The 16,474-nt window shown below is 41.0% G+C and carries 15 protein-coding genes and 1 pseudogene; 10 read left to right on the forward strand and 6 right to left on the reverse strand.

Going from position 1 to position 16,474, the window contains the following annotated elements:
• Window positions 1-314 precede the first annotated feature (314 nt).
• The gene (locus CDC37_RS01760; RefSeq protein WP_096620208.1) at window positions 315-683 is read left to right on the forward strand and encodes a hypothetical protein; all 369 of its coding nucleotides are present in this window, start codon (window positions 315-317) and stop codon (window positions 681-683) included.
• A gap of 3 nt (window positions 684-686) precedes the next feature.
• Here the strand turns inward: CDC37_RS01760 and CDC37_RS01765 are convergent, their stop codons facing one another.
• Window positions 687-965, reverse strand: coding sequence for a DUF1049 domain-containing protein (locus CDC37_RS01765; RefSeq protein WP_231943189.1), 279 nt, complete (start codon window positions 963-965; stop codon window positions 687-689).
• Between the two features lie 153 nt (window positions 966-1,118).
• Between CDC37_RS01765 and CDC37_RS01770 the strand changes: the two genes are divergently transcribed.
• From CDC37_RS01770 to CDC37_RS01780, 5 genes are all read left to right on the forward strand, one after another.
• A complete protein-coding gene (locus CDC37_RS01770) occupies window positions 1,119-1,928 on the forward strand; it encodes a PD-(D/E)XK nuclease family protein (RefSeq protein WP_096625815.1) in 810 nt (269 codons plus the stop codon).
• A 607-nt stretch (window positions 1,929-2,535) separates the two neighbouring features.
• Entirely contained in the window at window positions 2,536-4,098 is a 1,563-nt protein-coding gene (locus CDC37_RS01775; RefSeq protein ID WP_096620209.1) for an EAL domain-containing protein, read from the forward strand.
• A 204-nt stretch (window positions 4,099-4,302) separates the two neighbouring features.
• Window positions 4,303-4,419 carry a DUF6888 family protein gene (locus CDC37_RS25690; RefSeq protein WP_442861058.1) on the forward strand — a complete coding sequence of 39 codons (117 nt, stop codon included), beginning with the start codon at window positions 4,303-4,305 and terminating at the stop codon, window positions 4,417-4,419.
• A complete protein-coding gene (locus CDC37_RS25370) occupies window positions 4,404-4,535 on the forward strand; it encodes a hypothetical protein (RefSeq protein ID WP_255408880.1) in 132 nt (43 codons plus the stop codon). The genes CDC37_RS25690 and CDC37_RS25370 overlap by 16 nt, the downstream gene beginning before the upstream one ends.
• Window positions 4,536-4,761: 226 nt before the next feature.
• The gene (locus tag CDC37_RS01780) at window positions 4,762-4,980 is read left to right on the forward strand and encodes a DUF6887 family protein (RefSeq protein ID WP_096620210.1); all 219 of its coding nucleotides are present in this window, start codon (window positions 4,762-4,764) and stop codon (window positions 4,978-4,980) included.
• Between the two features lie 253 nt (window positions 4,981-5,233).
• Here CDC37_RS01780 and CDC37_RS01785 read toward each other — a convergent pair whose 3' ends face one another.
• Together CDC37_RS01785 and CDC37_RS01790 are read right to left on the reverse strand one after the other, a co-directional pair.
• Window positions 5,234-6,892, reverse strand: coding sequence for a SulP family inorganic anion transporter (locus CDC37_RS01785; protein ID WP_096620211.1), 1,659 nt, complete (start codon window positions 6,890-6,892; stop codon window positions 5,234-5,236).
• A 793-nt stretch (window positions 6,893-7,685) separates the two neighbouring features.
• Complete coding sequence (locus tag CDC37_RS01790) at window positions 7,686-8,549, reverse strand: universal stress protein (RefSeq protein WP_096620212.1); 864 nt, start codon at window positions 8,547-8,549, stop codon at window positions 7,686-7,688.
• Window positions 8,550-8,817: 268 nt separating this feature from the next.
• On the opposite strand from CDC37_RS01790, the gene CDC37_RS01795 reads away from it, so the two are divergent.
• On the forward strand, window positions 8,818-10,698 hold the full coding sequence (locus CDC37_RS01795) for a sensor histidine kinase (RefSeq protein WP_096620213.1): 1,881 nt from the start codon (window positions 8,818-8,820) through the stop codon (window positions 10,696-10,698).
• A 428-nt stretch (window positions 10,699-11,126) separates the two neighbouring features.
• Here CDC37_RS01795 and CDC37_RS01800 read toward each other — a convergent pair whose 3' ends face one another.
• Window positions 11,127-12,074 carry a sugar kinase gene (locus CDC37_RS01800; protein ID WP_096620214.1) on the reverse strand — a complete coding sequence of 316 codons (948 nt, stop codon included), beginning with the start codon at window positions 12,072-12,074 and terminating at the stop codon, window positions 11,127-11,129.
• Between the two features lie 419 nt (window positions 12,075-12,493).
• Here CDC37_RS01800 and CDC37_RS25075 point away from each other — a divergent pair.
• From CDC37_RS25075 to CDC37_RS01815, 3 genes and pseudogenes are all read left to right on the forward strand, one after another.
• Window positions 12,494-12,682: pseudogene (locus CDC37_RS25075) on the forward strand (Uma2 family endonuclease); the annotation flags it as partial.
• Window positions 12,683-12,699: 17 nt separating this feature from the next.
• A complete protein-coding gene (gene rsmI, locus CDC37_RS01810; RefSeq protein ID WP_096620215.1) occupies window positions 12,700-13,566 on the forward strand; it encodes a 16S rRNA (cytidine(1402)-2'-O)-methyltransferase in 867 nt (288 codons plus the stop codon).
• A gap of 100 nt (window positions 13,567-13,666) precedes the next feature.
• Complete coding sequence (locus CDC37_RS01815) at window positions 13,667-14,017, forward strand: phenylpyruvate tautomerase MIF-related protein (protein ID WP_096620216.1); 351 nt, start codon at window positions 13,667-13,669, stop codon at window positions 14,015-14,017.
• A 38-nt stretch (window positions 14,018-14,055) separates the two neighbouring features.
• Here CDC37_RS01815 and cobM read toward each other — a convergent pair whose 3' ends face one another.
• Both cobM and lgt read right to left on the reverse strand, forming a co-directional pair.
• Window positions 14,056-14,865: a precorrin-4 C(11)-methyltransferase gene (gene cobM, locus CDC37_RS01820; RefSeq protein WP_096620217.1), complete on the reverse strand. Its 810-nt coding sequence runs from the start codon at window positions 14,863-14,865 to the stop codon at window positions 14,056-14,058.
• Between the two features lie 319 nt (window positions 14,866-15,184).
• A complete protein-coding gene (lgt, locus tag CDC37_RS01825; RefSeq protein WP_096620218.1) occupies window positions 15,185-16,063 on the reverse strand; it encodes a prolipoprotein diacylglyceryl transferase in 879 nt (292 codons plus the stop codon).
• Window positions 16,064-16,474 lie beyond the last annotated feature (411 nt).

Raw genomic sequence — 16,474 nt, forward strand, 5'->3', positions numbered from 1 at the left:
CAGCCATTATTGTGAATTCAGATTAAGTAGTTAGGCAAAATCAAATACATCCTGAGATTGCTGAAGTTTCTCAATTCCTTGCTTTTGCCAATCCTGAAGAGGAGAAAAAAGAGACTGTAGGTCTTGAGCTAGCTAGTATAGCCAAGCAAAGACGAAGAAGGAGGTTGAGATTTCGGTAAATGTACAATTCATTTTGCTCTAGCACTTAAAATATATAAAAAACAACCGAAAAACGCTGAATATATGCACGCGTAGCTCGATGATTCGTTCAATATTTTGCATTAGTGAGTAATTGGACTAAACGGACAAAGTAGATGAATACACACATCTTTGATAATCATTACTTAACTTGCCCCCTCTGTCATCACCATATCGATTCGGAAAAAGTCAAGACATGTGTCGGCTTGTTTTCCTGTCCGTATTGTCAAGAAAAATTTGTCATCAGTAAGAGTGGTCATTATGTCCGTGACCCCTTTGTGTTTAAACAAGTAGCTTTAGCAACAACCCTGCGCCGACAAAGCCATCCCTTGGCCAGAATTATCCGTGATTTGTTGTTTATGCAACGTCCTGTAGTTGCTTTTTTGCTGGGAACGGCTGTATTGCTGGGAACATTGACTTTGACGCAGCAAAGGACTAATCAAGATTTTCAACCGTCATCAAATCAGGAACAATCGGGAAAATAGCATCTAATAAACCTCATCATCGGTGAAAAAATCAGGGTCATCATCACGACTAAGATTGTGCCGACTATTACTAGCCCGTAAAATTAATTCCAGAATCGCCATCCCCACCATTCCCCCACTAGCACAGAAGGAAAGTAACACCCCAAAGGGAAGTTGAATTGATTCCATCCCGAGAAACTTCAGGGAAACGTTATTGGGATTTTGAAAGGCGATAATTGCGATCGCGCTCACCCAAATCGCTACAATTAAGGATATGATTATACCTACAACGGAATTCATCATTATTACTTCCTGCTGGCGGAAAATATAATTGAGGTTAATTTTTTATAAAAAGTTCACCATGTCACATTTATGGTGGCAAATTTAAGCTATGGTTAAGGTTTAAGTGCAACGGTGTAATTACCGAATTTAATGTTTTTTCCCAAAAACTTAGCAATGTCCAATCTTGAGCGACCATTTGCAAGTTATCATCTGTGGTCTCTCGTTGTCCCGAATCAAGGACAACAACATTGGCATTGTCAAATGCGACGGGGTTTCATGAAGGCTCGGCAAAATGAACCAGAGGTACAGGCTTTGCGAAGCCAAATTACAGCCGCACAACAAATTGGCTTACTTGCACAGCAAGGTGTCTACGAGTTTCATCGCAATCGAGATTTATTTGTAGTAGCAGACGGGGTAGAGAGAGTTGCATCGATTCTAGAGTTAGATGGTTTGAGTGTACAGGTGCGTACTCGCGTCCTTAACATTCTACACCGTTATTATACCAAGCCAATCCTGCGCCGCAAACGGATTTTATTAATGACGCGGGGGGATGAGGGTTTTCCGAAGCCAATTTGGATTATCCGCAAAAATTACCGATTTCGACTATATGCCATGATGGATTGTGTGGTCATGGAACCGGATAATACCCTGCACATTCTGGATTTTAAAACTGGTAAATCCCCCTTTGATCAACGTCAAGCTTTAGTTTATTTATTGGCTGCACGTTATTTGTATCCGGGTTATCGGATGATTGCCTCTTTTTATAATTTGGAAAATAGCCATAAGTCTGAAGTGATTCGAGTTAGTAATCGCGAATTAGATCAAGTTGAAGGTGAATTGGCTCTGATTGCTACTAAGCATTATCAAGACGTGCAAAAATACAAAAATAGTGGTCAATTTAGTCAGATATTCCCCCCTAACCCTGGCAAACATTGTCGCTATTGTCCCTTTCATCGAATCTGTGAGTTTGCTCAGTTAGATTAGGGAGACTTGTTGTTTTTTTTACCAATTATTCCTCGTAGATAGGAGTAGGGCTGTTGGTCTTGTGTGAACTTATGGGTAAATTTCCACAAAATCAACAGTCTATGCAAAGCCTCAAGCCAACCTACAGTTATCTTTCACTGAACCCTGCTGACCTATAGAGTTCAAAAAGCCTCGCATCTGTAATTTTTTTTAGCCATATGAAAAGTGGAATTGTTGGTTTCAAACTATTCCCTACTCCCTACTCCCTACTCCCATCACGGACTGTTTCCTACCCTCACGAAAAGACTTTTACAGCTAGCGCTGCACTTCGCGAACAGCAGACCCTAATTAGCATTTTCTCAACATTCTCTTAATTGATCTCCAGTAGGATTTTTTCTCACAATCCCATCGGACTTTGTTAAAAAGTTGACGAGGGGTGAGACAAGTCTTTCTCCAGATAATATTCATGGTAACTTTAACTAATTGTTAACTTATCTTGCAAAAATGTAGGATAGAAAAATGTTTTTTCTGGATTTGTAAACAGACCACCTAAGTGGAGTGGGCAGTTTCATGTTTTCCAGGATATCCTGAAGTTACTGGTACAAAATAGGCTTGTATCGTATAATTTATGACCTCAACACCAAAATTTCATTTAAGTTTTGCTCGTCAACAAGAAAACCCATCTCATGGTTCAATTCCCGGAGATTCAACTGAATCGACCAATGTGATTAGTGTGTCAACTAATTATTTACATAACTTTTTAGAACCCTATGAAGTCTTTATTCATAAACTGGTCAAGAGTTTGCAGTCAGAGGGAAATAGCTCTAGACTTACTGGTGTATTGATACCGGAAGTTGTTTTAGATATTGTGAGTCATATCTCCGGTGCGGAATTTGCCTTTTTGATTCGCTATACAGAAGCAGAGGAATGGCAAATTCTCAGTCAAAGTCACCTGAGTAAATATAATCACTCAGATACCGATTTAAGTAATTTTTCTGATGATTTAAAAAACCAATTTTTATCCACGATTCACGCAGAAGTCATTTTTGATCCAGCTTGTCACGGGACATACAAATTTTACGAACAGGGACGGGAATATAAAGCTTTTGCCGTGATTCCCATGCAATCTCAGGTCGAAGCGATTGTTGTGGGTGGATTACCAGTAGATTCCCATTTTCTGACGGATATTTATGGACGAATTATTGCTAGTTTTTATCAAGCGGCGGCAAACTTTACATCAGCTTCGATTTTTGGGTTAGAGCAAAACCTTTCCCCTGTGAACTTAGCTAATTTGGTAGAGGCACAAATTCTCGATGATTTAAAAAGTAATCTGGGGTTTGTTTCTCCATCGCTATACCAACGTCGGTTTGAATTATTTTGCGATCGCTTGCGGCAAATGGTGGTTTACTTTGAACCGGTTTTGCATTTAGACCCCAATGACCTGTTTATTTGTGGTTGGGAAGCTCTTGCAAGAAATCCTGAAAGTCTATGCGCACCGTTTGAATTATTCCATGCAGCCGAACTATGGGGTTCCCGTTTTATCGTAGAACTGGATCAACACTTCCTCAAAGTTGCCACCTCTAGTTACCGTCAATCCCGTCCCCCTAAACAGCGTCGTGCAAGTGATATGGTTCCCCTGTCGGTGAATGTCTATCCAGAATCATTGATGCATCCGGAATATTTTCAAACCCTCCACAAAATTATCCACGAAGGTGTGATTACTCCGCGAAATTTGATTTTAGAAATATCAGAAAAAACCGAGTTACCCCAATTTATCGACGGGATTAAATTACATAATCCTTTACAAGCTTTTAAAAACCGGTTACTGGAATTTGTCCGTACTTTTAATATTAGATTTGCAATTGATGATTTTGGGGTTGGTCATGCATCGGTTTCCCGTTTAGCTGGTTTAAATGCTTCCCATATCAAAATTGATCGGGAAATTCTTTTTCACCAACCCAGTCCAATTATTATCAAATTTGTTCATGAACTAGCAGCAGCTAATACCCTAAGTCCAGCTCGTGTGATTGTGGAGGGTGTTGACGAGACTAGTCCCTTTAGTCTGAATCTTTTGCGCAAAATGGGTGTCACCTATATTCAGGGGCATTTAGTTGGTAAACCGGAACCAGAAATCTATCGTTTAAGTCAAGAAAAGTATTTAGAATTACAGAAACGTCTGTTTTCCGAATAGTTATTATCTCTCAATTTTTATCGTGATAAATGAAAATAAAAAGCTTTTTGTAGTCAAATTAGCTTGATTTATAGGTAGTGATTTTGTTGTGATGATAAAAGTTAGTTTGTTTAAATCTTTCACCAGACCCAGAGACAAAAAGTGAATTTGCCTAGCGCTACCCAAGTAATTGTTTTTTATATACTCTGCGAACAAGTTACTAGCATGTCTAAACCCGTCTCATACGTAACTATGGATGAGCGAACTAATTTACTTTACATGTTAGTGGGTGAGGAGACCGAAATTATTGTTGATCGAGAGGGGGGATGGCAGTTTCTCTAAATCAACAGATATTTAGTAAGTCATATCGTTTTGAGTCGGTGGGTGGTAAAAATTGTAGTTCAGATCAGGGAGTAGAGACTACCCGTCGGGTCGTCTCTACGCCGAATGATTGGTGACGTTGCGGTTTTATCTTTAATTGCACCTATCTACTTACTTCGGAGTTTATACATGACGGGAAGCAGGGGATGCTGTGTAAGAAGGTGTATCAACATTTTGAGGAAATGGGATAAAATTCAGGTGCTATTTAGTAACGCCAAAATCCATAGACGCGTTGGCGAAAGCCATGCCTTTAGGCTAGCGGATCGACCGAAGAGTAATCTAAAATCCAAAATCCAAAATCCTATGAATTCTATTAATTTTCAGTTAATGAATCGTACCGAATTACGGAAATACATATCTAAACATCCTGAAGACCGTCAAGCATTTCATACTTACATGGATCTGCTTTCCCAGGAACCCTGTTTGGTTAATGGTAATGTGAATGATTTACAGGATATGCAAAAAGTTACGCAAATTATTGAACAAGTTACAAGTATTAAGCAGGGAAATAAAAATAGTTAGGGTCTGCTGTAAAAGTCTGAAGCGTGAGGGTAGGGAACAGGGAGAGACGCGACATGTCGCGTCTGTACAGGGAATCGTTTTAACCATTCCAGTTCCACTTTATAGTGGGCTGTAAAAATTACAAATGCCAGGTTTTTAAGCCTTTCATACCTGTTTGGAAAGCACTTTTTACGACTGAAATTCCCTCTAATTCTTGCAATATAAAAGTTTTACCATTTTTCAGCAAGCCCTAGTTAATGGGGTCATGTATCCATTAGGTTAAGCTTCCCCTCTGAATTAGGTTATATGCTGATTCTAGAGCTTGGCAGCGATTTTCTCCCTGACGAACTTCCCAAAAGCGTTGTAAATCTAATTGTTCTAGTCTCCATCGTACCTGGGGGGAAGTGGCAACAATCCAAATATGACGGTGGTGAGCGATCGCATCCTCAACTATTGATTCAATTGCTAATGCGGCTGTCACACCAATGTGGGGAACTTCTGTTAAATCTAACACCAGTACATGGTAGTTTTGCACGAAGGACATGCGTCGGGAGATGCTTTTAGCTGCGCCAAAGCTCATTGGCCCACCTAATTTCAGTAATAAAATATCCCCCTTTGCTTCAGTAAGAATTTTCTGTTCGGCGGGGGTAAGTTTGTCACGTTCAGTGGAGTCGGTAATAACTTGAATATTATCGCTTTGAACATCAGTAAGGCGTTTAATTGTCAGGACATTGGCGATGAATGCTCCTACCAGTACCGCTGTAATTAAATCGACAAATACGGTTAAAAATAGCACTAAATACATCAAGCCCGTGCCTTTCAAAGACAGACGGGGAGCGCGTTTGATAAATCCCCAGTCGAGAATATCAATTCCGACCTTCAGTAATAAACCAGCTAAGACGGCATTGGGAATCTGGGCTGTTAATGGTCCTGCCCAAAATACCACTAATAGTAATACCAAGGCGTGAATCATCCCCGATAGGGGTGTTCTCCCCCCAGCTTGGACATTGACCACGGTGCGCATCGTTGCACCAGCACCGGGTAAACCCCCAAACAGACCTGCTAACATGTTACCAATTCCCTGACCAATCAATTCCTTGTCCGAATCATGTTGGGTACGGGTAATATTGTCAGCCACCAGGGAGGTTAACAGAGAATCGATCGCTCCTAATACCCCTAACATCAATCCGTAGCGGAGCATATCGTCTAACTCAGGCAGAGTGAAGGTGGGCATTTTCAAACTGGGTAATCCCCTGGGAATCTCACCAATGCGAGCTATATTGGCATCTTTGAATAGAATGACGGAGATAATTGTCACCACTACCAATGCCAGTAGGGGAGAGGGTAAAACCCGATTCAGTTTCGGTGGTACGGCAAAAACAATTACCAGGGTTAACAATCCTAGACCGACTGCGATCCAGTTGGGGTTACTGATATATGTTGGTAATTTTTGCAGGGTGGTTACGACTCCACCTGAACCCTCGTGACCTAATATAGGGGGTAATTCTAGTAAAATGATAATTACACCAATTCCAGACATGAAGCCGGAAATAACTGTGTAGGACATGAGGGTGATATATTGTCCCAGACGCATCACCCCAAACAGGATTTGTAGTAGCCCTCCTAACATGATGACGGTAAAGGCCATTGCTAACCCGGTATCGGGATAACGCCTGACTAAGGTGGCAATCACACTTGTCACCACCACCGTCATCGGTCCTGTCGGACCAGATACTTGGGCTGGTGTTCCCCCACATAGGGCTGCAAAAAAACCGACAATAATCGCTCCATGGAGTCCCGCGATCGCTCCTGCACCGGAAGCAACCCCAAAGGCTAGGGCTAGGGGGAGAGCGACAATGGCAGCAGTAATACCTCCAAATAGGTCACCCCGCCAATTGCGGAAATTGATTTTGTTGATGGGATTAATGGACACCTGATACGCTCTCTGTTTTCGGGAAGGTTTAATACAATCAGCTAAGTGTATCAACAAAATTTATCCTATATTTCACCTGAAATTTATTACTTAGTTTTTCAGGTCAAAATATTTTGATTTAATGTGAATTTGACGGATTGTAAACGTTATAATTACTGTGAATCTATAATTTTGAAAGTTAAGATTTAAAGTCGCCTCATCCATTAGTTAAGAACAAAGTCAATACCCGCATTTCTCACAAAATCCTAAAACTCATGGGGAATAGGGAGTAGGGAGTAGTGAATAGAAGGAAAATGAATTCGTTACTCAAGGCTTACAACTTACTCGTGAGATATCCAGAAATAGCTGGCTAATTCCAGGTTTACTGGTTTTATTCTCAATATACTAGGAGGTTTTTAAAAACTTCTATTTCCTAGGAATGATACTGGACAATAGTTTCAGGCTTTATAACTCATCGTAGATAGCTACGACCGAGGAGTACTCACGTTTGATTTCGGGTCTGCTGTCAAAGTCTTTTCGCAAGGGTAGGGAATAGGGGGTAGTTTTAACCCTACCGATTCCACTTTTGCTTGACTTCAAAAAACAACAGATATCAGCTTTTTGAGCTTCTATGCACTTATTGGGAAAGCACTGTCCGGAACTCAAATACCCTCTAAAGCTTACAAGATATAGAGACACGATATATCGCGTCTTTACTATTTTTCAGCAAGCCCTATTTACTGATTAATTTAAATTCTATTCCCGTTGTTGACAGTTAACTGTTAACAGTTAACTAAAGCTTCCCAAGGTGACATTAACGAAATACTAAAACCGGAATATTGCTACTACGAAGAATTTGAGCCGTAGTACTACCAATTACTAAATGACGAATGCGGCTATGTCCATAAGCCCCCATCAAGAGTAAATGGATATTGTTGGCTTCGATATAATCCGCGATCGCATGTTCGGGATTATCTACCATGAGGGAAGTTATGGGTGTAAATCCAGCAAGAATTGCCTGTGCTTGGGCAAATTCTAGGTGTGAATTGGCAGTTGTATCTTCTCGATTTCTGGCAACAGTAACTATGTGCATCTCTAAGCCTTGAAAAGCAGGAGATAATTGTAAAAGTTGCAATATCTGCTGACAGCTTTTACTCCCGTCGTAAGCCAATAAAAATCGCTCAATTGGTTGAAATTGACGAGAAGTGATTAAACAAGGTTTACGACTAGCGCGAATTATTCGCTCCACATTTGACCCTAAATGTCCAGAAGCAAATTCCGCCGTTTCCCCCCGTTTACCTAAAACAATTAAATCAACTTCCGGTTCTAATTCTGGCACGTAATCCACTAAAAAACCTGTTTTATGAACGGTTTGAACCGCTTCGACTCCACCGCGGGTAAGAGCTTCCTCGGCATCCTGTAAAATTAATTTTGCCCGTTGATTGTATAATTTGGCTTTTTCATGCTCTAATGCCACTAATTGCTTCATGAGCATATCGGAGGTATTTACATCCATACTACCCCTCAATGACCCAATTTCCTCCGTGGACTGATGTCGCATATCCGTGACATATAATACATTTATTGCGGCTCTGAATCGGGTCGCTAACCATGCTGCGTAGCGATAACTGTTCTGGGAAAAAACGGAGCCATCTGTACATAATAAAATCTGTTTCATTTTGAATTGTAGATTGTAAATTGTAGATTACTCTGACGTAGGCTTAAGTCTTCTCCAAAAGCAGCGAATGCGGGTTATGGATTTTGTGAAAAGTTGTACTAATTTGAGGAATAATTGCCACAAATAATGTGGACTTGTAGTAGTGCAGGTTGAAAAGCCTGCGTTTGAATTATAAAAATAATATGTCCATCATTTTTATTTTGGCAGAACACTAATCTACAATCCAAAATTAATGATATAACCTGTTCCCGATACTTGATGCATACCCATGTCCGATTTCCCCATCCCCAATCTACTTTTCATTGGTATTGGCTTGATTGCGATCGCCTTGGGGATTGGTTACTATTTCTTTCACCGGGAAGTCAGTCGTCGTAAACAAATTGAGGTGGTACTGCGACAACAAACCCAACGGGAAAGATTAGTCAATCAGATTGCCCAGCATATCCGGGAATCTTTGGATTTAGGCGCAGTTTTAGCAACAACAGTGGCGGAGGTACAGAGTTTTTTGCAAGCGGATCGGGTCTTGATTTATCGACTTTGGTCTGATGGCACAGGTAGCGCCATTACCGAGACAGTACTACCTGAGTATACAAAAATTTTAGGCGAAAATTTCCCGGCGGAGGTATTTCCAGGGGAGTATCATCAAGCCTATTCCCTGGGTAAAACTCGCACAATTACCAGCGTCGAACAAGCAGATGTGGAGCCTTGTTTAGCGGAATTTGTCAAACAATTTGAGGTCAAAGCTAAGTTAGTTGTGCCGATTTTGCAGGAAAATCGCCAAAATCCCCACCAAAACCCCCATCTATGGGGATTATTAATTGCTCACCAATGTCGCAGTCCTCGCCAATGGGAATCCTGGGAAGTAGAATTAATGAAACAACTTGCCACCCAAGTAGCGATCGCTATTCAACAATCGGAACTCTATCAACAATTACAAACCCTAAATGCAGAACTAGAATTACGGGTACAACAACGTACCCAAGAATTAGCCCTCGCAAATAGCTTTTTAAGGGCAGAAATTGCTGAACGTCAACGTACAGAAGCAGCGTTGATGGCTTTAATTATGGCTTCTCCTCGGGCCATTTTTACCCTGGATTTGGCTGGAAATGTGCAAATTTGGAATCCAGCGGCCGAACGGATGTTTGGTTGGACACAAAATGAGGTAATCAATCGTCCTAATCCGATTTTTGGGGATGATGAATCGGAAGAGTATCAAAAACTACAAGCAAGTATTTTTGCCGGGACGACCTATACCAGAGTCGAGTTACAACGTTATAAAAAAGATGGTACACCGATAGATATAATTTTCTCGGCGGCTCCATTATATGATACGGAAAATCAGATTAATGGATTGGTTGCAGTAATTGCCGATATTACCGAACGCAAGCGATTAGAAGAAGTGCGTTCGGCTTTAGAAAGGGAAAAGGAATTAAGTGCGTTAAAGATTCGTTTTTTTGCAATGGCTTCCCATGAATTTCGCACCCCTTTAAGTACAGCTTTAGCCGCTGCCCAATTATTAGAAAATTGTCAGGATGAGTGGGATAATTCAGGCAAAAGATTGCGTAATTTACAGCGAATTCAGACATCCATCAAGAATATGGTGCAATTACTGGATGATATTTTAACTATTAATCGAGCCGAATCGGGAAAGTTAGAATTTAATCCTAAATTGTTAGATTTAGAAGCTTTTTGCCGGGGGTTTATCGAAGAACTTCGATTGAGCATCGGTGATAAACATCAATTAAATTTTAATTGCATAGGCAAAGTTGTTTCTGCATACTTTGACGAAAAGTTATTACGTTCAATTTTGGCCAATTTACTCTCAAATGCCATTAAATATTCACCCGATGGAGGTCATGTAGATTTAAATATTAATTTTCAAAATCAGCAGGTAATATTAACAGTGCAAGATTGGGGAATCGGAATGCCCATAGATATGCAAAAACAGTTATTTGAACCTTTTCAACGTGGTAAAAATGTCCGCAGCATACCCGGTACAGGTTTAGGATTAGTTGTAGTCAAAAAGTGTGTGGACTTACATCGAGGCACGATTCAGATTACTAGTGAGACAGGGGTGGGAACTGTTTGTGTTGTCAAATTACCATTAACCTCTGACTCCTCACAAATTCCAAAGATTTTCAGGGAGTAGGAACTTTAAATAGACTACGTTATTTAGTGTCCAATTCAGCTTTGTACTGAGGTTTTGCGGGAGCATGAACAATGCTTTTGAATTGAGACGTGAGTACTTCTACGGAGAGAAATGGCTACGACCGGTGAGTTGTAAAGCCTGAAACTCTTGTCCAATATCATTCTTAGGAATATAGAAGTTTCTCAAAACCTCCTAATATGTTGAAAATAAAATCAGTAAACCTGGAATCAGTCAGTTATTGACATTGTTCTCAACTCATGAATGAGGTTACTTTGAAGCTTAACTTTCAAAATCATTGATTCACGAGGATTGTAGCCTTTGAAATCCGTCGAATTCATGTTAATTTGACGCGATCGCTGGCTAAAAATTTGTGCTACCAATCTCAAATATGGATAATATTTTCAGCATTATTACTGATTGACAAATTATTAATTACCTTCATTTGTGACCAATGGTTCCCCTGCTGTATTCTGTCTCCTGTCTCCGACCTTCCCCCAATCCATCCATTTCCTTGTTCCAAAGCAGCTACAGGCTTTTGCGGCAATTTGGGTGGCTAGGGTGAGGGCTTGGGGAAAACTATGGTTAAGGATATAATAGCTGAATGCACCATGAAAAATGTCTCCAGCACCTAGGGTATCAACGGTGTGGACTGGAGGGATGGGGATGGTATGTATTTCCCGTTGCTCTTTGTGATTATCTAGGTATTGAATCGGTTTTTCGCCACGGGTAATGGCGATGTGGGGGATATGGTAGGTTTGGAGGTAGGTAAATACATCCTCATTTGATTGGCAACTGGGTGGATAAAAATTACTGGAACAAACGGCATAATCCACTAGGTGTAATAAACTTTCTAATCCTGGTTTCCAGCTACCAGCATCGATGACGACGGGGATATTTTGGGTTTTGGCAATTTGAGCCAGTTCTCGACTCACGGGGATTTGATGTCCATCAATCAGCAGGATTTGATAGGTGTGATTGGCTAGTTGGGTATAGATGTGGGGAGGGATAGACTCTATGGTTGCTTGGGTTTTGACCGCATTGAGAGAAATTACAGCCCGTTCTCCGGTGGATTGGGTGACAATGATGGATGAGACTGGTGGGGAATTGGTGGTATCCGGTGCTAAATCTGCCACGGTAATGGGAAATTGACAAATATCACTTTTGATTAATTGGGCGATCGCATGTTTTCCTAACACACCTAAAATGGTAGATTGACCACCTAGATAACTAAATGTCACCCCAGCATTAGTTGCTGGACCACCTGCGGCAATCGTACTATCCCTTGCAACTAGTTTTTGATTGGCTTGGGGAGGATTGTCAGCTAAATAAATTAAATCAAGGGTAATCAGACCAATAAATAATCCATTAGGAGACATAATTGTTAGGGAATCGGGAGTAGGGAATAGGGGATATACTTTGCACGCTGATATATCTCCCTTTTGGTTTGTTGACAGTTGACGGGTGACAGTAGAGACTTAGCAATGCGACATCTTTTCAAACATGAACCATTTGACCGTGCAAGACATAGCAAGAATGGCGTTGCATAAATGCGGGATGAACTGAAGGCTAAAAGTATTATTATTTCGTTTAATATTCAGCAAAATCATCCCCTAAATCAGCAAAGTCGAAAGAATTAATTAATTATTTATTTATAAATTAACGCTGTTGATCAAACCCTAAATCCTAGAGACGACCCGTCGGGTTATCTCTATGGAAATCCAAAACCCAAAACCTAAATGTCTTCCACAGCAGAAATCTTATTTTCATCTCCAATAGTTCCTTTTCCTAACCATACCCAGTTACCAGACGTGGAGATTTTTCCATTTCTCCATTGGGTGTAGAATTGGGAATTTGGGAGAGTACATATCAAAATATGACTTTACCCTGGTTGTGTTGGTAGGATGATACAGGTAACTTATTGTTGACGGGTGAAGAACGTGCTGACTTGTTAGCTGGGAAATTGCGGGAGTTAGGTGTAGATCCCAATACTATATTAATGATATGGCAAGTAACGAACCCAAACCAAGAACTTTATACATTGTTGGTACACCGATTGGTAACTTGGAAGATATGACCTTTCGAGCGGTGCGGATTCTCCAACATGTGGATTTAATTGCTGCGGAAGATACCCGTCACACTGGTAAACTGTTACAACACTTTCAAATCAAAACTCCCCAAATTAGCTACCACGAACATAACCGCACTAGTCGGATTCCCGAATTAGTCGAAAAATTACATCATGGTCGCGCGATCGCATTAGTTTCAGATGCAGGAATGCCAGGTATTTCTGACCCCGGTTATGAATTGGTCACAGCTTGTATTGACGCTGGGATTACTGTTGTCCCTATTCCCGGTGTCACCGCAGCAATTACAGCTTTGAGTGCATCGGGACAACCGACTGATAAATTCGTGTTTGAGGGGTTTTTACCCGCGAAATCAAATCAGCGTCGTCAGACTTTAACTTCTTTGCAATCAGAAACTCGAACTTTAATCTTTTATGAGTCACCCCACCGTCTACGAGCCATGTTAGCGGATTTACAATTATGTTTGGGTGGAGAACGGGAAATCGTCCTCGCCAGAGAATTAACCAAAATGCATGAGGAATTTTGGCGGGGAACTGTTGAGGAAGCGATTGATTACTATCAACAACGGGAACCCCAAGGAGAATATACGGTAATTGTTGCCGGAGTTACACCGCAACCAGTGGAAGTTTCGGACACCCAAATTCAAACCGAATTAATCCAACTTCTAGAAGATGGTTTATCCCGCTCCCAAGCAAGTCGAGAGGTGGCTAAACGCCTATCTTTGTCACGTCGATATGTGTATAATTTAGCGCTATCAATACCGGAATTTGCTGGAGATGAGTAGTGAATTCTCGCTTGTAAATAGGGAGTTCTCAAACTATTCTCAAAACTTGATATTGTTAACAAATAAAGTTGTAGACGTTGATAAATAAATTTGGTTTACTATGCCCTTAATTCAAGTCAAAACTTCCACTGCTGCACCTGCAACTCCAGATGTACAAGCAATGCTGAAAAATCTATCCGCAAAGCTCGCTCAACACACAGGAAAGCCAGAATCCTACGTCATGACAGCCTTTGAAGCCGAAGTTCCGATGACTTTCGCTGGAACCACCGAACCTGCTTGTTATGTGGAAATCAAAAGTATTGGTAAAATGAAACCGGAACAAACCCAAGCCATGAGTCAGGACTTTTGTACCACTTTAAATCAAAGTTTAGGTGTACCCACCAATCGGATATATATCGAATTTGCCGATGCTCAGGGATATATGTGGGGTTGGAACGGTTCAACTTTTTGATTTTGGATTCGGCATGATAAATAATTATTTATCCTCCCTCACTCCTGAATATCTCGAAATAGACGGGTATGGTCTGGATGATAAAGGCGCGATCGCAATTCTTGTTGTTCTTTCTGTTCTGTTAAGGTTTGATTAGCCAGAGCTGGACTAATAATATACAGTGTTGTCCGCAGAAGTTTTTGCTGATGGCTATATTCAGCCATACCCTTCAATGGCAAGACTTCTATTTTCTCGTCTTCCCAGCCAATCCGAAAACAAACGGCAACAGGTGTATGGGGGGGATAATGTTCCATTAATTTGGCTTGAGCAATATCCACATGTTTCGCACTCAAATATAGGCATAAGCTAGCTCGATGAGCTGCTAGGGATGCTAGTTCTTCCGTCGCTGGTACTTGGGTACGTCCACTAATTCTTGTCAAAATAATTGTCTGCACTAACCCCGGAACAGTTAATTCCACCTTGAGTTTGGCTGCTGCTGCTTGGTAAGCGCTAATTCCGGGTATCACCTCAAAGGGAATATTTGCCTCGGCTAATAGCTGCATTTGCTCATAAATAGCACTGTATAAGCTAGGGTCTCCCGAATGCAGTCGCACCACAATCTGACCGCGATTTACCCGGTCAATCATAATGGGCAAAATCGTTTCTAATGTTTCGCTGGCTGTTCGCAAAATTTCCGCATCATAACGGCAGCAATCCAAAATTTCCAGGGGAATCAGGGAATCAGCAAATAAAATTACATCGGCTTGGCGAATCAATTTTTGGGCTTTGATGGTTAATAAATCTGGGTCTCCGGGACCAGCACCGACTATGTAAACACCAGGAACATGATTTTTATAGTTATTTTTCATGCGAAAAAGCTAGTTATGATTACATAGGATAGTTGTTTTGTTTCTTGAATAACCAAGTTTTTTCAGATTTTTTTGGGCTGTTTTCCGGATTAAACCCCTAAACAGAGTAGAAGTGATTGGTAGATGCACCCTGGTTAAGCCCTGGAGAAAACTCTGGGGCATTTTTTATTTTGGATTTTAGATTTTGGATTTTGGATTAATGTGATACCAATGGGAAACAAGAATGGGACAGATGAATTTTATTCGTAGAGACGCGATATATCGTGTCTCCATTCTGGAGAGGATGGGAACAAAGTTCATCAAATTTCACGTTGAATGACTATTCTTGCACTTTTTGTCCGTTTTCCCCCTGATTAGACTCGTCTGTAACAACATCTGGTAGGGAACGCTTGGCGATGTACAACCACCACAAACCTGCTAGACCAAAAACAATACCCATCAAACTCACCACCTGAGCCATTCTCAACCAACCTAACATTAAGCTGTCGGTGCGCAATCCTTCAATCCATAAACGCCCTAGGCTATAGGTTGCAAAGTAGACTAAAAATAATGTACCTGGTTTGAGTTTGAGTTTACCTTGTAAACCCCTGGCAAATAGGAAAATCAAGAGGGCAAACACACCCAGATTCCACAGCGACTCGTACAGAAATGTGGGGTGGAAATATTCATAATTAATTAAATCCAGGGGACGGCGATCGCGGGGAATATACAATTTCCACGGTAAATCCGTCGGACTACCAAAGGCTTCTGAGTTAAAAAAGTTACCCCATCTTCCAATGGCTTGTCCTAAAATTAGGGATGGTGCAACCACATCCGCCAACTGCCAAAATGAAGAATGTCTAACTTTGGCAAAAATGATTGCCGCGATCACTCCCCCCAGAATTGCTCCATGAATGGCAATTCCCCCTTCCCAGATAGCAAAAATTTTCCCCAGATTTTGGGCATATTCTGACCATTGGAAGACAACATAGTACAAGCGTGCGGCAGGAATTGCTCCTAGCACCAGCCAAATTGATAAATCTCCGATTAATTCCGGATTTATATTCCGTTTTTTTGCTAAATTTTGTGATAAAGTCACCCCAATAATCAAAGCGCTGGCAATTAAGATGCCATACCAACGAATCGGTAACGGTCCAAGGGTGGGTCCAGGGGATTGAAAACGGAAGGCTAGGGGGAGGATAGAAAAATCCAGGGGCATGAGTATATACCTGAATGATTGTTTAAAATGGTGGGGATAGTCGGAAAAAGAATACAGGATACAGAATACAGGATACAGGAGAAATTTATTTTTTGTTGACTGGCAACTGTTAACTGCAACACCAGAATCCCTGGGAAACGAGTGTCGATGGACTGGGGGTGATGAAAACTTCTGAAACTAGGATGCAGCAATAGTTTTAAGCCGGTCTGTCATTATCAAAGATAAACTTCATTTTTCGGCTTGATTGATTCTATTCTCAATAAACTTCAGGCAAAAGCCTTATTTTTCCGTTGTTGGCTCTGAATTTAGTTTTATCGTTAAGGCGATACCCCTTCTGGAGTCGCTGTGCGATCGCCATTCTATAATCCTTGCTGCATAAACCTTTGAAGCTAGATTGTCACCCTCCAGGTC

The organism is Calothrix sp. NIES-3974 (genome assembly GCF_002368395.1).
GTDB lineage: Bacteria > Cyanobacteriota > Cyanobacteriia > Cyanobacteriales > Nostocaceae > NIES-3974.

Bases quoted from the DNA above. Each gene is read 5' to 3' on its own strand.
- CDC37_RS01760 (WP_096620208.1), top strand. From the start codon at position 315: ATGAATACACACATCTTTGATAATCATTACTTAACTTGCCCCCTCTGT.
- CDC37_RS01765 (WP_231943189.1), bottom strand. From the start codon at position 965: ATGATGAATTCCGTTGTAGGTATAATCATATCCTTAATTGTAGCGATT.
- CDC37_RS01770 (WP_096625815.1), top strand. From the start codon at position 1,119: ATGTCCAATCTTGAGCGACCATTTGCAAGTTATCATCTGTGGTCTCTC.
- CDC37_RS01775 (WP_096620209.1), top strand. From the start codon at position 2,536: ATGACCTCAACACCAAAATTTCATTTAAGTTTTGCTCGTCAACAAGAA.
- CDC37_RS25690 (WP_442861058.1), top strand. From the start codon at position 4,303: ATGTCTAAACCCGTCTCATACGTAACTATGGATGAGCGAACTAATTTA.
- CDC37_RS25370 (WP_255408880.1), top strand. From the start codon at position 4,404: ATGGCAGTTTCTCTAAATCAACAGATATTTAGTAAGTCATATCGTTTT.
- CDC37_RS01780 (WP_096620210.1), top strand. From the start codon at position 4,762: ATGAATTCTATTAATTTTCAGTTAATGAATCGTACCGAATTACGGAAA.
- CDC37_RS01790 (WP_096620212.1), bottom strand. From the start codon at position 8,549: ATGAAACAGATTTTATTATGTACAGATGGCTCCGTTTTTTCCCAGAAC.
- CDC37_RS01795 (WP_096620213.1), top strand. From the start codon at position 8,818: ATGTCCGATTTCCCCATCCCCAATCTACTTTTCATTGGTATTGGCTTG.
- CDC37_RS01800 (WP_096620214.1), bottom strand. From the start codon at position 12,074: ATGTCTCCTAATGGATTATTTATTGGTCTGATTACCCTTGATTTAATT.
- rsmI (WP_096620215.1), top strand. From the start codon at position 12,700: ATGGCAAGTAACGAACCCAAACCAAGAACTTTATACATTGTTGGTACA.
- CDC37_RS01815 (WP_096620216.1), top strand. From the start codon at position 13,667: ATGCCCTTAATTCAAGTCAAAACTTCCACTGCTGCACCTGCAACTCCA.
- cobM (WP_096620217.1), bottom strand. From the start codon at position 14,865: ATGAAAAATAACTATAAAAATCATGTTCCTGGTGTTTACATAGTCGGT.
- lgt (WP_096620218.1), bottom strand. From the start codon at position 16,063: ATGCCCCTGGATTTTTCTATCCTCCCCCTAGCCTTCCGTTTTCAATCC.